This window comes from Nonomuraea sp. NPDC050394, from assembly GCF_044459065.1.
Classification (GTDB): Bacteria; Actinomycetota; Actinomycetes; order Streptosporangiales; family Streptosporangiaceae; genus Nonomuraea.
Genome location: NZ_JBITIO010000002.1, coordinates 670,788 through 690,924, shown reverse-complemented (window position 1 = coordinate 690,924; position 20,137 = coordinate 670,788). Strand labels below are relative to the sequence as shown.

General features: G+C 72.0%; 12 protein-coding genes. 4 read left to right on the top strand and 8 right to left on the bottom strand.

All coding sequences use genetic code 11. The annotated features are described in order from the left end of the window. Window positions 1–170 precede the first annotated feature (170 nt). The 3 genes from ACIBKY_RS11220 (at window position 171) to ACIBKY_RS11210 (ending at window position 3,688) form a co-directional block, all read left to right on the top strand. Window positions 171–1,139 carry an alpha/beta hydrolase gene (locus ACIBKY_RS11220; RefSeq protein ID WP_397096408.1) on the top strand — a complete coding sequence of 323 codons (969 nt, stop codon included), beginning with the start codon at window positions 171–173 and terminating at the stop codon, window positions 1,137–1,139. Between the two features lie 73 nt (window positions 1,140–1,212). Then, on the top strand, window positions 1,213–2,028 hold the full coding sequence (locus tag ACIBKY_RS11215; protein ID WP_397096406.1) for a siderophore-interacting protein: 816 nt from the start codon (window positions 1,213–1,215) through the stop codon (window positions 2,026–2,028). A gap of 187 nt (window positions 2,029–2,215) precedes the next feature. Further along, window positions 2,216–3,688 (top strand): protein kinase, encoded by a 1,473-nt coding sequence (locus tag ACIBKY_RS11210; protein WP_397096404.1) that lies wholly within the window; start codon window positions 2,216–2,218, stop codon window positions 3,686–3,688. A gap of 435 nt (window positions 3,689–4,123) precedes the next feature. On the opposite strand, the gene ACIBKY_RS11205 is transcribed toward ACIBKY_RS11210, so the two are convergent. Further along, window positions 4,124–4,540 carry a hypothetical protein gene (locus ACIBKY_RS11205; protein ID WP_397096402.1) on the bottom strand — a complete coding sequence of 139 codons (417 nt, stop codon included), beginning with the start codon at window positions 4,538–4,540 and terminating at the stop codon, window positions 4,124–4,126. 630 nt (window positions 4,541–5,170) lie between these two features. On the opposite strand from ACIBKY_RS11205, the gene ACIBKY_RS11200 reads away from it, so the two are divergent. Then, entirely contained in the window at window positions 5,171–6,328 is a 1,158-nt protein-coding gene (locus ACIBKY_RS11200; protein WP_397096400.1) for a DUF711 family protein, read from the top strand. Window positions 6,329–6,370: 42 nt separating this feature from the next. Here ACIBKY_RS11200 and ACIBKY_RS11195 read toward each other — a convergent pair whose 3' ends face one another. From ACIBKY_RS11195 to ACIBKY_RS11165, 7 genes are all read right to left on the bottom strand, one after another. After that, complete coding sequence (locus tag ACIBKY_RS11195; RefSeq protein ID WP_397096398.1) at window positions 6,371–7,843, bottom strand: DHA2 family efflux MFS transporter permease subunit; 1,473 nt, start codon at window positions 7,841–7,843, stop codon at window positions 6,371–6,373. A 104-nt stretch (window positions 7,844–7,947) separates the two neighbouring features. Continuing rightward, window positions 7,948–8,982 carry a zinc-binding dehydrogenase gene (locus tag ACIBKY_RS11190; RefSeq protein ID WP_397096396.1) on the bottom strand — a complete coding sequence of 345 codons (1,035 nt, stop codon included), beginning with the start codon at window positions 8,980–8,982 and terminating at the stop codon, window positions 7,948–7,950. Beyond that, window positions 8,982–10,277 (bottom strand): SagB family peptide dehydrogenase, encoded by a 1,296-nt coding sequence (locus ACIBKY_RS11185; protein ID WP_397096394.1) that lies wholly within the window; start codon window positions 10,275–10,277, stop codon window positions 8,982–8,984. The genes ACIBKY_RS11190 and ACIBKY_RS11185 overlap by 1 nt, the downstream gene beginning before the upstream one ends. Beyond that, window positions 10,274–10,669 carry a RidA family protein gene (locus ACIBKY_RS11180; RefSeq protein WP_397096392.1) on the bottom strand — a complete coding sequence of 132 codons (396 nt, stop codon included), beginning with the start codon at window positions 10,667–10,669 and terminating at the stop codon, window positions 10,274–10,276. The genes ACIBKY_RS11185 and ACIBKY_RS11180 overlap by 4 nt, the downstream gene beginning before the upstream one ends. Continuing rightward, the gene (locus ACIBKY_RS11175) at window positions 10,650–11,450 is read right to left on the bottom strand and encodes an alpha/beta fold hydrolase (protein WP_397096391.1); all 801 of its coding nucleotides are present in this window, start codon (window positions 11,448–11,450) and stop codon (window positions 10,650–10,652) included. Before ACIBKY_RS11175 ends, ACIBKY_RS11180 begins: the two co-directional genes overlap by 20 nt. Continuing rightward, a complete protein-coding gene (locus ACIBKY_RS11170) occupies window positions 11,447–13,927 on the bottom strand; it encodes an AMP-binding protein (RefSeq protein ID WP_397096389.1) in 2,481 nt (826 codons plus the stop codon). The genes ACIBKY_RS11175 and ACIBKY_RS11170 overlap by 4 nt, the downstream gene beginning before the upstream one ends. Continuing rightward, on the bottom strand, window positions 13,924–20,118 hold the full coding sequence (locus tag ACIBKY_RS11165; RefSeq protein WP_397096387.1) for an amino acid adenylation domain-containing protein: 6,195 nt from the start codon (window positions 20,116–20,118) through the stop codon (window positions 13,924–13,926). The genes ACIBKY_RS11170 and ACIBKY_RS11165 overlap by 4 nt, the downstream gene beginning before the upstream one ends. Window positions 20,119–20,137: the final 19 nt, after the last annotated feature.

Sequence of the window (20,137 nt, the reverse complement as noted above, 5' to 3'; positions counted from 1 at the left end):
GGCGCCGGCCCCGGCTTGATGCCGAACTTCTGTGGCAGGGGCGTACCTGAATATCCGGCCATGCCCCCTGCCATCGCGTGTCTCCCCGAAATATCCGCGTAAGCGAGGAGATACTTACTGGTGGGTAGAGCGATGTTCCAGAAGGGAATGGGATATATCGGAGGCCTTGTATGCACATCGACAGGGACGTCTATCCCGACTACCCCATGAGCTGGCAGGCCCGCACGTTCAACGGCCTGCTGCGCGGCACGCTCAAGCCCGCGTCCAGCCTGTTGCTGCGCCATCCGCTCGCGCTCGACGCCGCCGCCCGGCTGGGCACGCTGTCGCGCCTGCTGCCGATGACCCCGCCGGGTCACGTCGGCATCGTGCCGGCCCGCTTCAGCGACTGCGGCGGCGAGTGGATCCGCGCCGGTGAGGGCCTGGACGAGCGCAAGGCGCTGCTCTACTTCCACGGCGGCGGCTACTTCTCCTGCTCGCCGCGTACCCACCGGCCCGTCACCTGGCGGCTGTCGGTCGTGGCGCGCCGCCCGGTGCTCGCCCTCGACTACCGGCAGGGGCCGGTGCACCGGCTGGCGGAGTCGCTGGCCGACGCCCTGGACGCGTACTCCTGCCTGCTGGCCCGCGGCCACGCGCCGTCCGACATCCTGCTGGCGGGGGACTCCGCCGGCGGCCACCTCTGCCTGGCCACCCTGCTGGCCCTGCGCGACCGCGGCCTGCCCCTGCCCGAGGCGGCCCTGTGCCTGTCGCCGTGGGCCGACCTGACCGACGTGCCGCGCCGCGCCAACCGCTGGCAGGACCCGATGCTGCCCGCCGGACGGGTGCGCTGGCTGGCCCGGCACTGGACCGCCGGGCTCGACCCGCGCGACCCGCTCGTCTCCCCGGTGAACGGCGACTACACCGGCCTGCCGCCCCTGATGATCGTCACCGGCTCGACCGAAGTGCTGCGCGACGAGGCCCGCCGGGTCGCGGTCAAGGCCCGCCGGGCGGGCGTGCCGGTGCGGTACGAGGAGTGGCCCCGGATGCCGCACGTCTTCCCGATCCTGGCCGACGTGCTGCCGGAGGCCCGGCTGGCGTTCCGCCACATGGCGGCGTTCCTGGCCGACGTGCGGGGGCGGGCTTTCCTCGAAGATGCCGCCTGACGGCCCAGCGCTCCTGACGGGGGGTGTAGGTTAGGTATACCTAACTAAGCTCCCGAGGGGGAATGGGGCCCGGATGTCGAAGAGCGAGCACAAGGCGACCGTGCTGCGGACCGAGCAGCTGACGCCGCACATGATCCGCGTGGTGGTGGGCGGGGAGAGCCTGCGCGGCTTCGCCACCTCCGGGCTGACCGACCACTACGTGAAGCTCGTCTTCCGCCATGAGGGCGTGGAGTATCCGGAGCCGTTCAGCGTCCAGACCTGTCGTGAGGAGATGCCCCGCGAGCACTGGCCTAGGCTGCGCACCTACACCGTGCGCGCCTGGGACCCCGACACGCTGGAGCTGACGATCGACTTCGTGCACCACGGCGACGAGGGCCTGGCCGGTCCCTGGGCGGCCGGCGCCAAGCCCGGCGACACCCTCTACATGCTCGGCCCCGGCGGCGGCTACACCCCCGACCCAGCCGCCGGCTGGCACCTGCTCGTCGGCGACGAGAGCGCGCTGCCCGCGATCGCCGCCGCCCTGGAGGCGCTGCCGGCGGACGCCACCGCGCACGTGTTCATCGAGATCGACGGGCCGGTCGAGGAGCAGAAGCTGGAGCGCCCGGTCACCTGGCTCTACCGCGGCGGGCGCCCGGTGGGGCAGCTGCTGGTCGAGGCGGTGCGGGGGCTGGACTTCCCCGAGGGCGACGTGCACGCGTTCGTCCACGGCGAGGCCGGTTTCGTCAAGGAGCTCCGCCGCCACCTGCGGGTCGAGCGCGGCGTACCCCTGGAGCGGCTGTCGATCTCCGGCTACTGGCGGCTCGGCGTCGACGACGAGGGCTGGCGGGCGGTCAAGCGCGACTGGAACCAGGCGGTCGAGGCCGAGGAGGCCAAGGAGCTGTCGTCGTAAAACGCCACTTCAGGCCGTCCAGTCACACCCCTTACTAACCGAAAGGTAACACCCGCCTTACGCGCGATACCCCTTGGGAAAACCATGCGGAAACCCTCCGCCCGATGGGGCCACAGTGTGCTTGCCAGGTCCCGACAGGAGAGGCGAGATCCGGATGGCGCGTGGTGCGAGCGACATGCCTCCAGGCGTGCGACCGCTGACGGTGGGCGACCCGGTCATCATCGGCCGATACCTTCTCCTGGGCCGGCTCGGCACGGGCGGCATGGGCGTCGTCTACCTCGCCGAACACCCCCGCGGCGGTCTCGTCGCGCTCAAGACCCCGCACGCGACGCACCTGGGCGACCAGACGCTGCGGGCGCGGTTCGCCGAGGAGGTCGCGTTCTCGCGGCGGGTGGTGCCGTTCTGCACCGCCGCCGTCATCGAGGACGGCACCGACCGCGACCGGCCCTACCTCGTCACCGAGTACATCCCCGGGCCCGCGCTCTCGCAGGTCGTCGCGGCCCGCGGGCCGCTCACCCCCGATCTGGCGTACGGCGTCGCCCTCGGCGTAGCCGCCGCGCTCGTCGCGGTGCACGACGCCGGGCTCGTCCACCGGGACCTGAAGCCGGGCAACGTGCTGCTGTCCACGAAAGGGCCGCGCGTCATCGACTTCGGCATCGCCCGCGACGTCGACACCCTCGCCGCCCACACGCAGGCCGGGCAGGTCATGGGCAGCCCCGGGTGGGTGGCGCCCGAGCGGCTGACGGGGGGCGCGGCCGTACCGGCGTCGGACGTATTCTCGTGGGGCTGCCTGGTCGCCTTCGCCGCGACCGCCCACCACCCGTTCGGACGCGGCGAGACCGACGTGCTCACCCGCCGCATCCTGCTGGAACCGCCCCGCCTGGACGCCGTCCCCGCCATGCTGCGGCCCGCGGTGGAGGCGGCCCTGGCCAAGAAACCCGCCGACCGCCCCCGAGCCGCCGACCTCCTGCGCGCGCTACTCGCCGCGGGCGGCGTCGGCGACCCCTGGGATCTGCGCGCCGCCGTCGGTGACGTCCTGGACGAGCTCTGGACGCCCGTGCCCTACCCTCCGGGAGCCGGCCGGGTACGGCTCGCGCCGCCCCCCGCCGACGAGACCCCCAAACGCCGCCGGGCCCGCGCCGGGGCCCAGTTGTCCCACGCCAGCTTCGCCGCCCTGGCCACGGTCTCCATCGCGGCGATCACCGTCGTGGCCGCCGGGAACCAGGGCAGCCTCGGCTTCTCCGGCAGCTCCGTCATCCCCGACATCCCGATCGTCCAGCCGCACGGGTCGGCGGGCTCCACCGTCCGCCCCACCACCGGCCCGGCCAGCGGAGTCCCGGCCCCGGCCACGACACCCCCGTCCAGCCCGGCCGTCACGCTGACCCGCACCCTCAGCCCCAGCGCCGTCCCGACTCCGTCCTCCCACCGCCACTCCTCGGGCAGCCCGCCTCCGGGAACGTTCCTTCCCGAGCCGTCGGAGGACGACGACTGCGCGAACCCGGCGGGCCGCAGGCGAGGGAACGCGGCCAAGCGGGACTGCCCGGTGCCCTCGACCAGCATCACCACGATCCCGCAGGAGGGGCCGGGCGAGGAGTCCCCCGGCCCCACCACCTCCCCGACCCTCACTCCCACGCCCACCTCCACCCCAACCAGCACTTAGCCCCGCGCCTCGGTGCGCCCTCGAAGCGCACCCCTGGCCCCGGACCGACGGTGCCGCGCCCCGGCCGAAGCCGATCGGGCCACCAGCGCCGGGCTGCCGTGGCATGACCTGTCCGGCTGATGCGGAAAGACACGCCACCGTCAGCGAGTGGGAAGCGCTCCTTCCCGTCCCGACCACGCTGACCTCGCGGGCAGCCCCGCGAGGTCAGCCGGCTTGACGCCGCGCGGGTTCTGCTCGGTCCACCGGCGCGGTCGCCCCGGTAGCCGGGCGGCTCACGTCCGAGTCAGCCGAGGCCGGCGTGCGGGGGAGGGGTGGTTCGCACATGCTCGCCCGGGCGCGGGGCGGCGGGATGAGCGTGCGAGGCCACAGGTTTTTTATGTCGTGCGCCCGGCGTCAAGACCTGGATGCCGGAGCGCTGTGTACGGAAATCGACAGTCAATTAGCGGGGGAAAGGGGCTGAATGTCGACTACTTGTGTGCCCCAGGGGCAGAAGCGGTCGCCGGACAGCGTGCCGTTTTCTACGTCGGACGGTTTGCCATCGCACAGTTCCATCGATATGTCGACGAACTCCAGGTCACTGGGATCCAGGTGCCAGCTCCACCCGGTATTGACGTCGGTTCCCTGCAGGATCTTTCCATTGATGTGCTGACGGTTTCCCTGGCCGGACATGTTGCGGTACGCCGCATCGACATCGTTGGGCTCGACGAGGCGCACGCGGAAGCTCTCCCCGCCCGTGTTGATGGTCGCCACGTACTGCGCGGCCGCGGCTCCGGCCTGCGCCGGACTGCCGGCGGCGATGAGCCCGACGGCGCTGACCGCGACGGCGGCGGCCATGCGAACAGCCTTGAACATGGATTCTCCCATTCCTGGTTCGGCAGTGAACAAAGGGATATCGCCCGTCCATCTAACGATGAGCCTTACTGGATGTGAACACTCGGGAGCATGACAAAGATCACAACACTCAGCGGGTTTGTAAAGCCACGAACGGCGATCACAACGGAATGTGCCCGACCCGTTGCCATCGTGTTTCAGAAGGTGCGCTTCCGCAGGTCACGCATCCGCGCGGAGGCGTTTTCCGGCCGTATCCCAGAATTCTCCGCCCAGACGTCGTACGCTCCCTCGGGCGTCATCTGCTCCACCTCCAGATCTCGCCCCGGGATGCGCATCTCACCGCACACAGATGCCGGCCGACGACGCAGCGGTACCGCCCGGGCGCTCGCCACGCCATGCCGGCTCCCTGTGTGCCTGCGTTGGTGTCAAACCCGCGCCATCCACGCCGGTCCTCCGGCACCATGCCGACGTGAGCTCCGGCGAAACGCCTGCGACCGCTCGTCACGCACCTACCGCTTCCGGGTTCCGCCGGGCGCGGGCGAGGACGGGGTCACCGGGGCCCGGCCCCCGGGGGGCGTTCGCTTGCCCGGGTGTCGCACAGGTGGTTCATTGGCGAGGAAGTCACTCGTCGCCGGTCTTTGTGGGGTTGTTGTGGCGCAGCTCGCGATACGCACGATCACCGTGGGTGTGGAGCAGAGGCACCCCATCGAGGGCGTGGCTCTGCGGGAGGCTGCCGGTGTCGCGCGTCGGCTGGGGGCGCGGTTCGCGGAGGCCGGTTACGAGGTGCAGACGGTCCGGCTGGCCACGCGGCCCGTGTTCGGCCAGGTGCCGGACTTGTCCGCGTACGCCACCCGATTGCAGCGGGTGATGGACGAGGAGGGGATCGGGTATCTGTCGTTGGGTCCCGCCCAGGCCTCGCGGCCGGGTTCTGACCTGGACGGGCTTGCGGGCATCGCCGACATGCTGGCCGGGTGTGAGGCGCTGAGCTGTACCGTTCAGATCGGAACCGGCGAGCACGGCGTGCGCGCGGCGGCGGCAGTGGCGGCGGCGCGGGTGGTCGGCGAGCTGTCGGCGGCGACGCCCAAGGGGGTCGGCAACTTTCGCTTCGCGGTCCTGGCCGAGGTCGGGCCGGGGCATCCGTTCTTTCCCGCCGCCTATCACGAGGGGCCCGGCACCTTCAGCGTCGGACTGCAGTCGGCGGGAGTGGTCGCCGAGGCGCTGAGCGGTATCCCCGGTGAGCCGGACCCCGCGAAGATCACCGAACGGGTGCGTGAAGCGCTCGCCGAGGTCGTGCTGCCGGTGGTACGGCTGGCCGGGCAGCTGGCCACCGAGGTGGGCAGCCCCTTCGCCGGGATCGATCTGTCGCCCGCCCCGCACGGTGACACCAGCATCGGCCGGGCGATCGAACACGCCATCGCCGGGCCGTTCGGCGCCCCCGGCACGCTGAGCACGGCCGCTGCGATCACGCAGGCCCTGCGCTCGGTTCAGGTCCCCCAGGTCGGCTACTGCGGCCTGATGCTGCCGGTCATGGAGGACACCACCCTGGCGCGGGCCTGGGAGTCCGGCGGAATCGACCCGCACCGGCTGCTGGCCTATTCGGCGGTGTGCGGCACGGGCCTGGACACCGTGCCGCTGCCCGGTGACACGCCGGTGGAGGAGGTGGCCCGGCTTCTGATGGATGTGGCCGCGCTGGCCGTGCGCCTGCGTAAGCCGCTGTCGGCCCGGTTGTTCCCCGTGCCGGGCGCGGGCGCGGGGGACCGGACGGACTTCGGCTCGCCGTACCTGGTGGACGTGAGGTTGCCGGGGTAGCGGGCAGGGGGAGAACTGCCGGGCTCGCCCCCTGCCGGGGCATCACGCGGCCGGTGTGGTCTCGGCTGAGACGGCCGGGCTGGTGTGCTCCTGGCCGCCGGGGGCGGCGCTGGGGCGGCCGCCGCGCTTGAGGAACACGGTGGTGATCATCGCGACGGCGATCAGGAGGGCGCTGGCCAGCAGGGCGTTACGCGCGTCGGCCGACAGGGCCGCGCCTGACGCCGCGACGGTGTTGCCCAGGATGGCGCCGGCGATCGCCGTGGCCACGGCGCTGCCGAGCATTCTCGCCATCTCGATCGTGCCCGAGGCTCCGCCCAGGTCTCGTGGTGGCACGTCGCTCATCGCCACGGTGGTCAGCGGTGCGAAGGTGAATCCGGCACCCGCGCCGGCCACCAACAGGGTGACGACGAACACGCCCCACGAGGTGTCGGGGGTGATCAGCAGTGCCGTGGCCACCGTGCCGAGGCAGAAGGCGGCGAAGCCGCCGACGAGGATCCAGCGGGGCTGGAAGCGTCGCATCAGACCGCCGCTGAGCGGGGCGACGAGAGAGGAGGCCAGCCACATGGGCGACAACGCAAGTCCCGCCTCCAGAGCGTTGAGGTGCAGGACCGACTGCAAATAGATGGTCATGGTCAACTGGGTGCCGAAGATACAGAAATATGTCGCCAGGGAAGCCCACGCCATCAGGCCGTAATTCCTGTCGTTGAACAGTGCCCGCGGCAGGAGGCCGTCGCTTCGGGACCATTCCCAATAGACGAATCCGCAGAAAACGACCAGTCCGGCGGCGAGGACATAGCCGATGTTCACCCCGGAAAAGATCTGCCCCCAGGAAATGCGCGGTCCGTCGATCAGCGCGTACAGCACGCCGAACATGCTGGCCGTCGCGAGCAGCACGGGGAGGAACGCCAGTCGCTGACGGCCTTCCACGCGGGTCTTGGGCACGAAGACGAAGGCGCCGATCAGGCCCAGCGCGCCGATGGGCAGGTTCATCAGGAAGATCCAGCGCCAGTCCAGCGTGAAGGTGATGAGGCCGCCGAGGAAGGGACCCAGCGCCGCGGCCGAGCCGATGATCGAGGCCAGGACGCCGAAGGCCATTCCCCTGCGCTGGGGAGAGAAGACGGCCGCGGTGATCGCCAGTGCCTGCGGAGCCGCCAGGCCCGCGCCGGCGCCCTGGAGCACGCGGCTGGCGATGAGCTGCTCGGGGGTGGTGGACAGGCCGCACAGGAGCGAGGCCACGATGAACAGGGAGAGCCCGGCGATGAACACGGTGCGATGCCCGAGCAGGTCGCCGAGCCTGCCCCCGACGAGCAGCAGCATCGCGTAGAGCAGCAGGTAGCTGTTGACCACCCAGAGAATCTGCCCGGTCCCGGCGTGCAGATCGGACATGATACTGGGAATGGCGACATTTACCACGGTGCTGTCGAGCACGTTCATGAAATAGCCCAGCGCGATGGTGATCAGCGCCAACCACGGGCTGTGCTTGAGCACGGGACCCGATTGCGGTGGGGATGTCATGTGATTACTCCTGTCGGGGTCTGACGTTCGGTGATTTCACCGTAGACCGGGGGTCTGACAATTTCCGCGTGGGAGCCGTGGGCGGTCATCACCCATTTGCTCGATCACTGTCTCAAGACGATTTTTCCAAGCTTGTCAGAAGATTTGAGATATGTGAGTGCATCGCGAATTTCCTCCAGCCCGAATTCCCGCGCCACGACAGGGCGCAATCCGGCCTCCGCGGCGGCGACCAGGCCCTCGAACTCCGCCAGGGTGCCCGTGGTCGAGCCCAGGATCTCGAGCTGGCGCACGAACACCCGGGGCAGGTTGAGCGGCACGTTCACGCCGGTCGTGGCCCCGCAGGTGACCACCCGGCCGCCGACGGTCGCCGAACGCAGGGACTCGTCGAAGGTCGCCGCGCCCACGTGATCGATCACCACGTCGGCGCCGTCGCCGTCGGTGTGGTCGATGACCTTCCTGGAGAACCTCTCGGAGGAGAAGACCCCGGCCGCCCCGAGCGCGCGTAGCTGCCCGCTCTTGCCGAGGTCGCGGGTCGTGGCCAGAACCCGCGCGCCCAGATGCGCGCCGATCAGCACCGACGCCGTCCCGACGGCGCCGCTGGCGCCCACGACCAGCAGCGTCTCACCCGCCGTCAGCCGCCCACGCGAGGTCAGCATCCGCCACGCGGTGAGGAAGGCCAGCGGCAGCGCGCCGGCCTCGGCCCAGGACAGCGCGGCGGGCTTGCGCACGAGGTTGCGCGCCGGAAGTTGCACCACCTCACAGGCGGTGCCGTCGGAATGCTCGCCGAGGACGGCGAAGCCGCTGCAGTAGATGTGGCGGCCCGCTCTGCAGTTCCCGCATCGCCAGCAGGCCGCCACCGGGTAGAGCACCACCTCGTCGCCCGGCGCCCAGTCCGCCGCGGCGCTGGCCACGACCTCTCCGGCACCGTCGGCGGCGATGACGCGGGGCGTGCGCACACGCTGGGTCCCGGTCACCGTCCAGAGGTCGAGGTGGTTCAGCCCGGAGGCGCGCAGCCGTACGTTCACCTTGCCCGGCGGAGGGTCGGGCACCGAGCGTTTGTGCAGGCGGACGCCCTCGGGGCCGCGCGGTTCCTCCAGTACGGCACAGCGCCCGTGGCTGGTCACCATGGCGGTCGACATCAAACTCCTCCTCCATTGGCACGAGCCGGCCTGCTTCCGAGCACGAGCTCGCCCACGCTGGCCTCGGCCAGCGGATCCAGGCCGGTGGCTTCGGCGAAGGCCGTCGCATCGCCGTCGCCCAAGGCGCAGACCGCCAGCCCCATCGCGGTCGCCACGGTGTACATGAGCTGCTGAACCACGCCGACGTGTTTGAGAATCAGGGCATACGACATGCCCCGGTAGGTACGCATGAGCCTGCCGAAGCGGGCCGTGATGACCAGGAGCACCTGTGGCCGGCGCTCGGTCCCCGCGACGAGGGCGGCGTGCTCGAGCAGGTCGCCGACGCGGTCGCTCACGGGCCTGAGCAGATGCTCCTGCGGGTCGTAGTGGTACAGGCCGGGATCGAGGCCGGCGACGTTGCGCACCACGGGATAGATCTCCAGCTCGTAGGCCGAGCCGCCCGAGGGGTAGGGCCGGCTCAGGAACTCCGATCCGTTGCGCCGGACGAGCCAGCGGTTGCGCGCGCACCGGTACAGCAGGTGCCCGAGCTGGTGGACGGTGAGCGGGCTGGCCTCGTCGTGGTCGCGGACGGTCCGCCGTTTCTCCAGGACGGCCGTGACCGTCGGGTCGGAGCGCCGCAGCTCGGCCAGATCCGGCTTGGCCAGGGCGATGCCCTCACCACGGAAGCGCTCATGACGCGCCGGAAGCTCGGCGAATCGTTCCTTTCCCCAGGAGGAGCGGCCGAAGGCGGCGCCCCTGTGCGCGCCGGGGACGCGCGTCTGCTGGTGGAAGGCCAGCTCGTGGGGTGTCCACTGGGCCGTCGTGAGCCGCGTCGACTCCGCTTCGTCGGCGGTCATCCCCGCCCAGTCGAGGTAGCGGCCCAGCTCTCCCTGCCCGGCGAGCAGGGCGGCCAGGTCCTCGTGCCGCGGCACACGCACCGAGCACCAGGCTCTGGCCGACTCCAGCGCGTACTCCGGGCCGGTCCGGCGCAGCACGACCAGCTCCGACAGGGGGCGGCCGGGTCCGCCGCCCGGCGGCCTGGGGGGCGGGCAGGACTGGGGATGCAGGGTCAGGATGGGCGAGCCGTCCCTGTTCACGACGAGCGACAACCAGCCCTGTCGCCACAGACGCGTGATCGGGCCGTCGTCGTCGAACGGCACGCCGGCGGCGGCCAGCGCTTCGAGAGCCGGAGGGTCGCCGGCCCGCCCGACGTGGTGGCGGAGCGCACCCGACCGGGAGGCGAGACGGTAGCCGCCTTCTCCCGTGCGCTCAAGGACCACGTCGGGACGGAGCACGAGCGATTCACTGAGGTTCATGCCAGCGCGGTGGCTTCCAGCTCGACCACCAGTCCGGGGAAGGCCAGGCCGGACACCTGGAGCAGGGTTCCGGGAGGGGCGATGCCCGCCGCCTCGAGACGCTGCCCCATCACGCCCACATGCTGGAGGAACTGCTCCACGTCCGTGGTGTACATGTTCAGCCGGACCACGTCGGACAACCGCATCCCCGCCTCGCGCAGGATGGTCTCCACGTTGTCCAGGCAGAGCCCGATCTGGGCGGCCATGTCGCCGGCGTGGGCGACCTCGCCGTTCTCGTCCAGCGCGGTCTGACCGGCGCACACGAGCATGCGGCTGTGTCCCTCGACCAGCTCGGCCTGGTGAAAGCCGAACTTGATGTTCCACTCCCAGGGGTTAACGGCTGTGCGCTTCATGTGAGGATCTCCCTGCAAAGGTGTCGATGGCGTCCGCCAGGAGGGCGGGTGCCCCTTCCATGGCCCGGTGAGCCTGGCCGGGCAGTACCTCGCTCGACGCGCACGGCAGGAGGCTCGCGACCAGCGCCGTGGCGTCGCGCAGTCCTTGCGCGCTGCGCTCCCCCGTGAGCAGCAGCGTGGGCACCGTCAGCGCGGCCAGCCGCCCGTGGTCGAGCGCGTAGCGGTGGGTGGCGTCGATCTCGCGGGCGATGGTGTCGGCGACGGCGGCCCGCCCGGCGAAGCCGGGGACGCGCCTGAGCAGCTTGACGAGCCCCGGGTCCAGCCCGGTCACCTCGACCAGGAAGAGGCAGAGCGCCTCCTCCAGGCGGGCTCGGGCGCACAGCTCGTTGATCCTGGCCGACACGCCGGAGTAGTCGGCGGTCCCGGCCACGGGGACGGGCGGCTCGTAGAGAACCAGGCGCTCCAGGGAGGACGGCCGGCGTGCGGCCGCCTCCAGCGCGCAGATGGCGCCGAAGGAGTGCCCGACGAGCGTCGCGGGACCGATGCGGTCGAGCACGGCCACGATGTCGCCGGCCTCCGCGGCGATGGAGTGGCCGGTCGCGTCGCCGCTGCCGCCGCGGCCCCGCCGGTCCATGGCGTGGACGTGGTGGCGGCCGGCCAGCAACGGCACCACCTGGCGCCAGCAGGACTGGTCGTCACCCGTCCCGTGCACCAGCAGGATCGCGGGTCCCGAACCGGTGCGCGTGACGTCGATCGAGATCCGCTGGGAGAGGACTCTCATGGCACCTTCTCCGTCTCCGCCTCCAGCGCCTCGCTCACCAGCCAGAGCAGGCGCTCGCGCTGGGAGGCGATGAAGAAGTGACCGCCGTTCAGGACCTGCATCTGGAACGGGCCCGCGGTCTGCTCGCCCCAGCCCAGGACGTCCTCGATGGGCGCCTCGTCGTCATGGCTGCCGGCGAAGGCGGTGATGGGACACGCCAGCGGCTCGTCGGCCGCGTACTGGTAGGTCTCGTGCATGGCGAAGTCGGCCCGCAGCGCCGGGAGCAGCAGCGGACGGAGACGTTCGTCGTCGACCAGGCTCTGGTCCGTGCCGCCCAGCGCGCCGACGTGCGCGAGAAGGGCGTCGTCGGGCAGCAGGTGCGCACGGGCGGTGACCGGCGTCTGCGGAGCGGCGGAGCCGGAGACCAGCAGCCCCGCCGGTTCCGGGTGGGCGTTCCTGCGCAGCCATCGCGCCGTCTCGAACGCCACGATCGCGCCCAGGCTGTGGCCGAACAGGTAGGTACGCGGGTGCGGGTCGGCCGCCAGTTTCGGACCGAGCCCGCCCACCAGTTCGGCCACCCACTCCAGCGGACGCTCGTCGAGCCGTGGCCCGCGGCCGGGCGGCTGCACGCACACCAGCTCGACGTGGTCGGGCAGGAGGTCACCCCAGGAGGCGTAGGCGCTGAGGCCGCCGCCGGCGAAGGGGAAGCACACCAGCCTGACCGGCGGCTGCTCCGGCCCGCTCACCCGGACCAGCACGTCGCCGGGTTGTGTGGCCGCGGAGACCAGGCCGGACAGCGCGCGTAGCGTGGGCCGTTCGTAGAACGCCGTGAGGTCGATCTTGACGCCGCGCCGCTCCTCGATCTCCAGTGCCATGCGCGCCGCCAGGAGGGAGTGGCCACCCAGCTCGAAGAAGTCGTCGTCGATCCCGACGCCTTCGCGCTCCAGCAGCTCGCACCAGATGCCGGCGAGCTCATCCTCTCCCGCCGTGTCCGGCGCGGGCGAAGAGGAGGAGGTACGGCGCGGCGCCGGCAAGGCGGCACGATCCACCTTGCCCGTGACGGTGCGGGGCAGCCGGTCGAGCAGCACGAACTCGGCGGGCAGGTGGGCACGCGGCAGCCGTACGGCAAGAGCCTTGTGCAGAGCCGCCACGGCGGAGCCGTCGACCCCCGCGAGGTAGGCGACCACGCGCGAGTCGTCGCCGATCGCCACCACGGCCGCCTCGCCGGCGCCGGCCTCCGCCGCGACCACGGCCTCCACCTCGTCGAGGTTGACGGCCTGGCCGCGGACCTTGACTTGCCGGTCGACCCGCCCCACCAGGACCAGCTCACCGCCGGCGTCGATCCTGCCCAGATCGCCCGTGCGGTACATGCGGGCTCCGGGCACGCCGGTGAACGGGTCGGGCAGGAAGCTGCTCGCGGTCAGCGCAGGCTCGGCCAGATAGCCTCGCGCCAGCCGCCGCCCGCCGACATGGACGACGCCGACTTCCCCGTCGGGCAGCCGTTCGCCTGATTCGTCCAGCACGTAGACGGCGGCGCCGCCCAGCGGCCGCCCGACCGACTCGCCGCAGTTCAGCCGCCCGGTGATGTGCGTGGTCTCGGTGGAGCCGTAGGTGATCGCGATCGTGAAGGGCGGGTCCGTGGCGGTGCCGAGCCGGAAGCGCTCGCCCGTGGTGAGCAGCAGCCGCAGCGGGCAGTCCGCCGGCCAGCTCAGTTCGCACAGGGGCACGGCCAGGGTCGCGACCAGGTGGATGACCGTGACCCGCTCCCGGAGGATCCAGTCCCGCAGCCGCCGCGGCGTCAGCAGCGTCTCGGCGTCCGGGATGAGCACCGTGGCGCCCGTCGCCAGCGCCGGCCACAGCTCGTTGACCAGCGACACCCCGAACCCGGGTGAGGAGCACCAGGCAACGCGGTCCTCACGGGTGAAGCCGAACTCCTCCCGGGCCAGCTCCACGCACTCGCCGACGCTCTCGTGCCTGCTCACCACCGCCTTGGGGGTGGTGACCGAGCCGGAGGTGTAGACGACGTGCGCGGCGCTGTCGGGGGTGAGGCGGACATCCGTGAGGTCGTCGTCGGGCATGCCGGCGATGACGTGCCGGTCGGCGTCCAGCCGGACGGCGCGCACGCCGAGCTCCTGCACGGCGGGGAGGAGCTGGGCGGCGACGTCGCAGCCCACCGTCGAGGTGATCAGCACCCGTACGCCGCAGGCGCGGATCTGGGCCAGGGTGCGCTCCAGGGGCGCGGCGGGGTCGAGCAGGACGGGCGCGGCGCCCGACTTCACGATGGCGAGCGCGGACACCACCGCGTCGGGGGAGCGGGACAGACAGGTGCCGACGGGCTCGTCCGCGGCCACGCCCAGGTTTCTCAGCAGGCGGGCCACCTGGTTGGCGCGGGCGTTGAGCCGGCCATAGGTCAGCACCGCCGGGCCGGACACCACGGCGGGCTCGCCGGGGCTCCGCCGTACCTGCTCCTGGATCAGGGAGTGCACAGAGCTGGTCACGCCGACTCTCCTCTCATGTCCACCACGACGGGACCCGCTGCCAGCGCCGCGCGAATGGTCGGGTTCTGGAAGAAGCCCTCGACGGAGATGTCGAAGCCCGCTTCCGCTGCCTCGTTGATGAAGGCGATCGCCCGCAGTGAGTCGCCGCCCGAGGCGAAGAAGTCCTCCTCCGGGCCGAAGGCGTCGACTCCGATGATCTGCGCCGCGATGCCGAGCAGGATCGCCTCGGCGGGCGAGGCGGCCTGCGTGTCACCGGAGCTCTTGCGCTCCGGGGCGCCGAGCGCGGCCAGGGCGGGCCTGTCCACCTTTCCGTTGGCGGTCAGGGGCAGCTCGGCGAGGATGTTGTAGTGCGTGGGCACGACGTCGCGCACGAGCTTGCCGGACAGGAACTCCCTGAGCTCCGCGGGCTCCGGCGTGGCGCCGGGTTCCGGCACCACGTGCGCGATCAGCCGCCTGGCGGTGCGCTCGCCCACGGCCACCACGCAGCAGGCGGCGACCAGCGGGCAGGTGGCCAGCGCCGCCTCGATCTCGCCGAGTTCGATGCGGTGGCCGAGGATCTTCACCTGGAAGTCCTCGCGGCCGAGCAGTTCCAGGTCGCCCGAGGGCCGGTAGCGGCCCAGGTCGCCGGTGCGGTAGAGGCGCTCGCCCGTCCTGGGGTGGGTGATGAACCGCTCGGCGGTCAGCTCCGGCCGGGCCCAGTAGCCGCGGGCCAGCCCGTCACCGGCGATGAACAGCGAGCCGGTGACCCAGTCGGGGCGCGGCTCCAGCCTGTCGTCCAGGACGTGCCAGCGCTGGTTACGCAGCGGCCGGCCGTACGGCACGCTGGGCCAGTCCTCCCGGGTGGGCCCGACCTCGTGCGCGATGGACCAGATGGCGGCCTCGGTGGCGCCGCCCAGGCTGATCAGCCGGGTGCCGGGGGAGACCTCGGTCAGGTGCTCGTGCGTGGTGAGGGGGATCCAGTCGCCGCTGAGCATCACCGTGCGCAGGCTCGGGGCCACGCGCTCGCCGCGTCCGCGCAGGTAGTCGGCGAGGATCTGCCACAGGGCCGGCACCGAGTTCCAGATCGTAACTCGTTCTCCTTCGACCAGGTCGGCCCAGGCGCGCGGGTCGGGGGCGGCCGAGACCGGCGGGATGACCAGGGCGCCGCCCCCGGCCAGCACGCCGAAGACGTCCCAGACCGACAGGTCGAAGCTGAGCGAGGACAGCGCGAGGACGCGGTCGCCGGCGCTCAGGCCGATCCGGTCGTTGATGTCGGCGATCGTGTTCCACGCCGCCCTGTGCTCGATCGTCACGCCCTTCGGCCTGCCGGTCGAGCCCGAGGTGTAGATGACGTAGGCCATCGAGTCCGGGCGGGCCGGGCAGGGGGGCGCGGGCAGGGGCGGCAGCGCGTGCGGGGACGCGGGCACCGCGATCACCTTGGCCGTCGTCTCGACGGCCAGGTCGTGCTGGGTGAGCATGATGTCCGCACGACCATCGCCGAGCAGGTACGCGATGCGCTCGGCCGGGAGGTCGGGATCGATGGGCAGGTAGGCGGCGCCGGCGCGCAGCACGCCGAGCACGGCGGCGACCTGCTCCCAGCCCTTGCGCATGACGACCGCGACCGGCTTGTCCGGCTCGGCGCCCGCCTCGGCGAGGTGGGCGGCCAGCGTCGCCGACACCTCGGCGAGCTGCCGATACGTGATCACCTGCTGGTCGATGACCGCGGGCGCGTCGGGCGTCAGCTCGGCCTGGCGCAGGAAGGGCGCGTGGAGCAGTTCCGGCGTGACCGGCGACGCGGTGGAGTTGACGTCGGTGCGCCGCGCCACGGCGGCTGACGGGAGCTCGACGGGGTTCGGCTCGTCCCACGTGCCGGGGGAGTTCGCGAGAGCGCGCAGCAGGCGGCCGTAGGCGCCGGCCATCTCGCCGACCAGCCCCTCGGGGAACAGCTCGGCCACCGCGTCCCAGCAGTATTCGAGCCCGCCGTCGACCTCCATCACCTGGTGGTCGAGCGCCACCTGGGGGGTCTGGGTGACGCCGAAGACGTAGCGGCCGAGGTTCCCCCAGTCCATGCGGGGGACGCCGACCAGGCTGGAGAACACGACCGGCATCGCCGCCCGCGGCGCGCCGCCCTGCCGCCTGCCGAGCTCCCGCAGCACCTGCACGCTGCCGACATGCCGGTGCTCCAGGTCCTGCCAGAGCTGTTCCTGAACGTCGTAGGCGCGGTGGGCGAAGGTCGCGCCGCGGTGGTCGACCGCGTGCAGCAGGCCCGAGGTGAAGTCGCCGAGCAGGTCGTTCAGCTGCGGATGCAGCGGCGGCCTGTTGAACAGCGTCATGTTGACGGTGAAGCGCGGGCCCGCGCTCCAGGCGGCCAGGATCTCCGTGAACGCGGCGAGCAGCAGCGCAGACGGGGTGATTCCGGCTCCGGCGGCGGCGTTGCGCAGCCGTACCCACACGTCGGGTTCGATGCGCGCCGTGTGCCGGACGAACCTGGGGTGTTCGACCGAGCCGAGGCTGCGCAGGTACGGCAGCTCCGGTGCGGGCGGCAGTTCGGCCAGCCTGCCGCGCCAGTACTTCTGGGCGGCCAGATACAGCGGGGAGCTCTCGTGCGCGGCGCGCTCGGCCAGCACGTAGTCGCGGAAGGACAGCTCGATGGGCGGCAGCGGCGCGCCGGGGTCCTGGTAGAGGCGCGACAGCTCCTGGGTGAAGATGCGCGCGCTCCTGGCGTCGAAGATCAGCAGGTCGAAGCTGATGTGCACGCGGGAGACGACCTCGTCGACGCGCGTCACCCGCACCCCGAACAGCGGCCACCGGTCGGCCGCCAGCACCTCGTGCGAGAGCCGCTCACGGATCTCGCCCAGCCTGTCCGCACGTTCCTTCGCGCCGAGCGGCCGCAGATCGGCCTGCTCGATCCGGTACGGCGGAGCCTCCGGCAGCACCCGTTGCCGGCCGTCGCCCGTGACCACCGCGCGCAGCATGTCGTGCCTGCGCACGAGCCGGTCGACGGCGGCGCCCAGCCGTTCGACGTCGAGGTCGGCCACGTCCCACTCCTGGTAGCCGTGGCAGCCGACGTCGCCCAGTTCCATGCCGGTCATGCGGCCGATCCAATAGGCGTGCTGGATGTCGGTGAGCGGGAAGGGCTCGAAGCGCGCCGCGTCGTCGGTGCGGATCACCGGCAGCGCGGCTTTGTCGACGGTCCGGCCGCCGTCGCCGTCGCGCTCCCTTTCGATCGCCCGGCACAGTTCCCTGACGGTCGGCGCCTCGAACAGCACGGAGAGCGCGAGTTCGACGCCGAAGCCGATGCCGATCGCGGCGATCAGCTCCATCCCGGTCAGCGAGTCGCCGCCGAGCTCGAAGTAGTTGTCGTTGGCGCCCACGCGCTCGCAGCGCAGCACCGAGGCCCAGATGTCGGCCAGGTCCCGCTCCGCCTCGGTCGCCGGCTCGTCGTAGGCGGCCGAGCGGCTGGCCCGGTCGGGTGCGGGCAGGCGGCGCTGGTCGAGCTTGCCGTTGGGGAGCGTGGGCAGCGAGTCGACGATCTCGCAGGCCCCGGGCACCATGTACGCGGGCAGCTGCTCGCGCAGAAGGTCCAGGAGGTCGGTCTTGTACACGCGGCGGTTGACCTCGGGCACCACGTAGGCGACCAGGCGTCTCTCGCCGGGCTCGTCCTCGCGGACGACCACCGCGGCGTGCCGTACCGCCGGGTGTTCGAGCAGGCGCGCGGACACCTCGCCCGGCTCGACGCGGTAGCCGTTGAGGCTGATCTGGTCGTCCACCCGGCCGAGGATCTCGATCGACCCGTCGGACGCCATGCGCCCGATGTCGCCGGTGGCGACCATGCGGGCTCCGCCGCGCCCGGCGAAGGGGTCGGGCAGCCACTTGCGCGCGGTCAGGTCGGGCCTGTTGACGTACCCGCTCTGGAGCAGGTCGCCGCCCACGTGGATCTCACCCGGCACGCCCATGGGCACGAGCTGCAGGTTGGCGTCGAGCACGTACACGCGCGCGCCCGGCACCGGCAGCCCGATCGGCGACGAGATCGAGCGCCGCTGCTCCCCGGTGACGTGCCGGGTCGTGATGCGGATGCCCGCCGACTCGTTCAGGCAGGTCGTGGCGTTGGTCGTCTCGGTCGAGCCGTAGATGGTCGCCACCTCGAACGGCGCGTCCGCCGACAGCCAGCCCGTCCGCTCGCCGGACACCAGCAGCGCGCGCAACGCCACCTCCTCCGGCCAGTCGACGGCGCACAGCCGCTCGGCCAGCGCCTTGGTCACCAGCGACACCGTGATCCCGCACTCCACCAGCCAGTCCCGCAGCCGGAACGGCGTGCTGACGGTCCGCTCGCCGGCGATGTGCACGGCCGCGCCCGCGCTCAGGAAGGGCCACAGCTCGTTGACGAAGGAGATCCCGAAGCCCGGCGCGGAGATCCACGTGCCGCGGTCGTCCGGGCCCAGCCGGTAGCACTCCCGCGTCCCCTGCGCGCCGCCGGCCACCGCGGCGTGGTGGAACGCCACCCCGCGCGGCTCGCCCGTCGAGCCCGAGGTGTAGGCGATCTGGCAGAGCGACTGCGGATGCGCCCATTCGACGGGATCGCGGGGGGACGAGCGGGCCAGCAGCTCTCTGTCGCGGTCCAGGCACAGGATGTGACCGGCGTACGTGCCGGGCAGCTTGCCGAGCTGTTCCTCGGCGGTGAGCACGGCCGGCGGCCCGGAGTCGTCGAGCATCGCCGCCAGCCGCCGGGCGGGCTGGGCGGGATCCAGCAGGACGGCGCAGCCGCCCGCCTTGAGCACGCCGAGCACCGCCACGACCATCTCGGCCGATCGCGGCAGGCACACGGCCACCGGGGTCTGGCATCTGACGCCGAGGTCACGCAGGTGGTGTGCGATCCGGTTGGCCTGGTCGTTGAGGCCGGCGAAGGTCAGCCGCGTGGTCTCGGAGATCAGCGCGGGCGCGTCCGGCCTGCGCGCCGCCTGCCCGGCGATGAGCTGATGCACCAGCTCCCGGCTGCCGACGGGGCCGCCGTCCTGGTGGCGGGCGATGAGCGCCGTCTCCGCCTCGGTCAGGATCCGCCGGCGGGAGATCGGCTCGTCCGGGCTGTCGGCGAGGCTCCTCAGCAACTCGGCGAAGTGGCCGGCGAAGCGGTTCACGGTCTCGGTGGTGAACAGGTCCGCGTCGTAGTCGAAGGACAGCGCCGCACCGTTCTCGTGCAGCCTGGCGGACAGCGACAGGTCGAAGAGGGCCAGGCCCGCGTCGACCTCGACCGAGTCGTGCCGTCGCCGCCACGAGGTGAAGGAGAGCTGGCACACGGGGCGGCGGCTGGGGTCGTGCTCACGCTCAAGCCGGTCGATCACGGCCTCGAACGGAACCGCGCCGTGGGTACGGGCCTCCCGGACGGCGTCGCGGACCCGGTGCAGCACGGCCGTGAAGGCGGGGTCGCCGGACAGGTCGATGAGCACGGGCAGCGGATTCAGCGCCCCCTCGACGGTCACCGTCTCGTCCTGGACGGCGATGACGACCTGCTCGGCTCCGGTGTAGCGGTGCGCGAGCACCGCGAAGGCCCCCAGGAGGGCGGTCTCGCCGCCGGCCCGGGTGAGCAGGCCGGCGTCGAGGCCGGCGCAGACCCTGCCGCCCCGGTAGCTCAGCATCGGGGGTCGCAGCCGATCGGTGGGGAGCTCCACGCCGGCCGGCGCGCCGGCGAGCCTGCTCGTCGCCGCGTCCACGGCGTCGGCCGAGTCCCTGGCGGGCACGAGCGCCGCGGGGGGCGCGATCGTGCCGCCCGCGTAGAAGGTGAGCAGTTCGTCAAGCAGGCCGCGGACACGAGCGCCGTCGGCGATCAATTGGTGGGTGACCAGCAGGACCACATGTCGGTCATCGGGCAGGGAAAGCACGCGCACGCGCCACAGCGGACCGCCTCCGGCGTCGAAGGGGATCCTGGTCGCCTGCGCGGCCCACTGCCGCACGGCGGACTCCTCCCCCTGTTCCACGACCAGAGAAGGAGACGTGTGGTCGGTCGGGACCGTGCGGACGGTGCCCTCGGCGGCGACGAAGCAGGATCTGAGCTCGGCGTGCCGCAGCCAGAGCTGAGTGATCGCCGTGCGCAGCCGGTCGGCCATCAAGGGGCCGTCGAGGATCAGGGCGTCGCCCGCGGTGAAGGAGGCGACGGCATCGTGAAGATGCTGGAGGTACCACAAACGGGACTGCCGGGCCGTTGCCCGGATACCCACCTCGGGGAGCGTAGCCAGA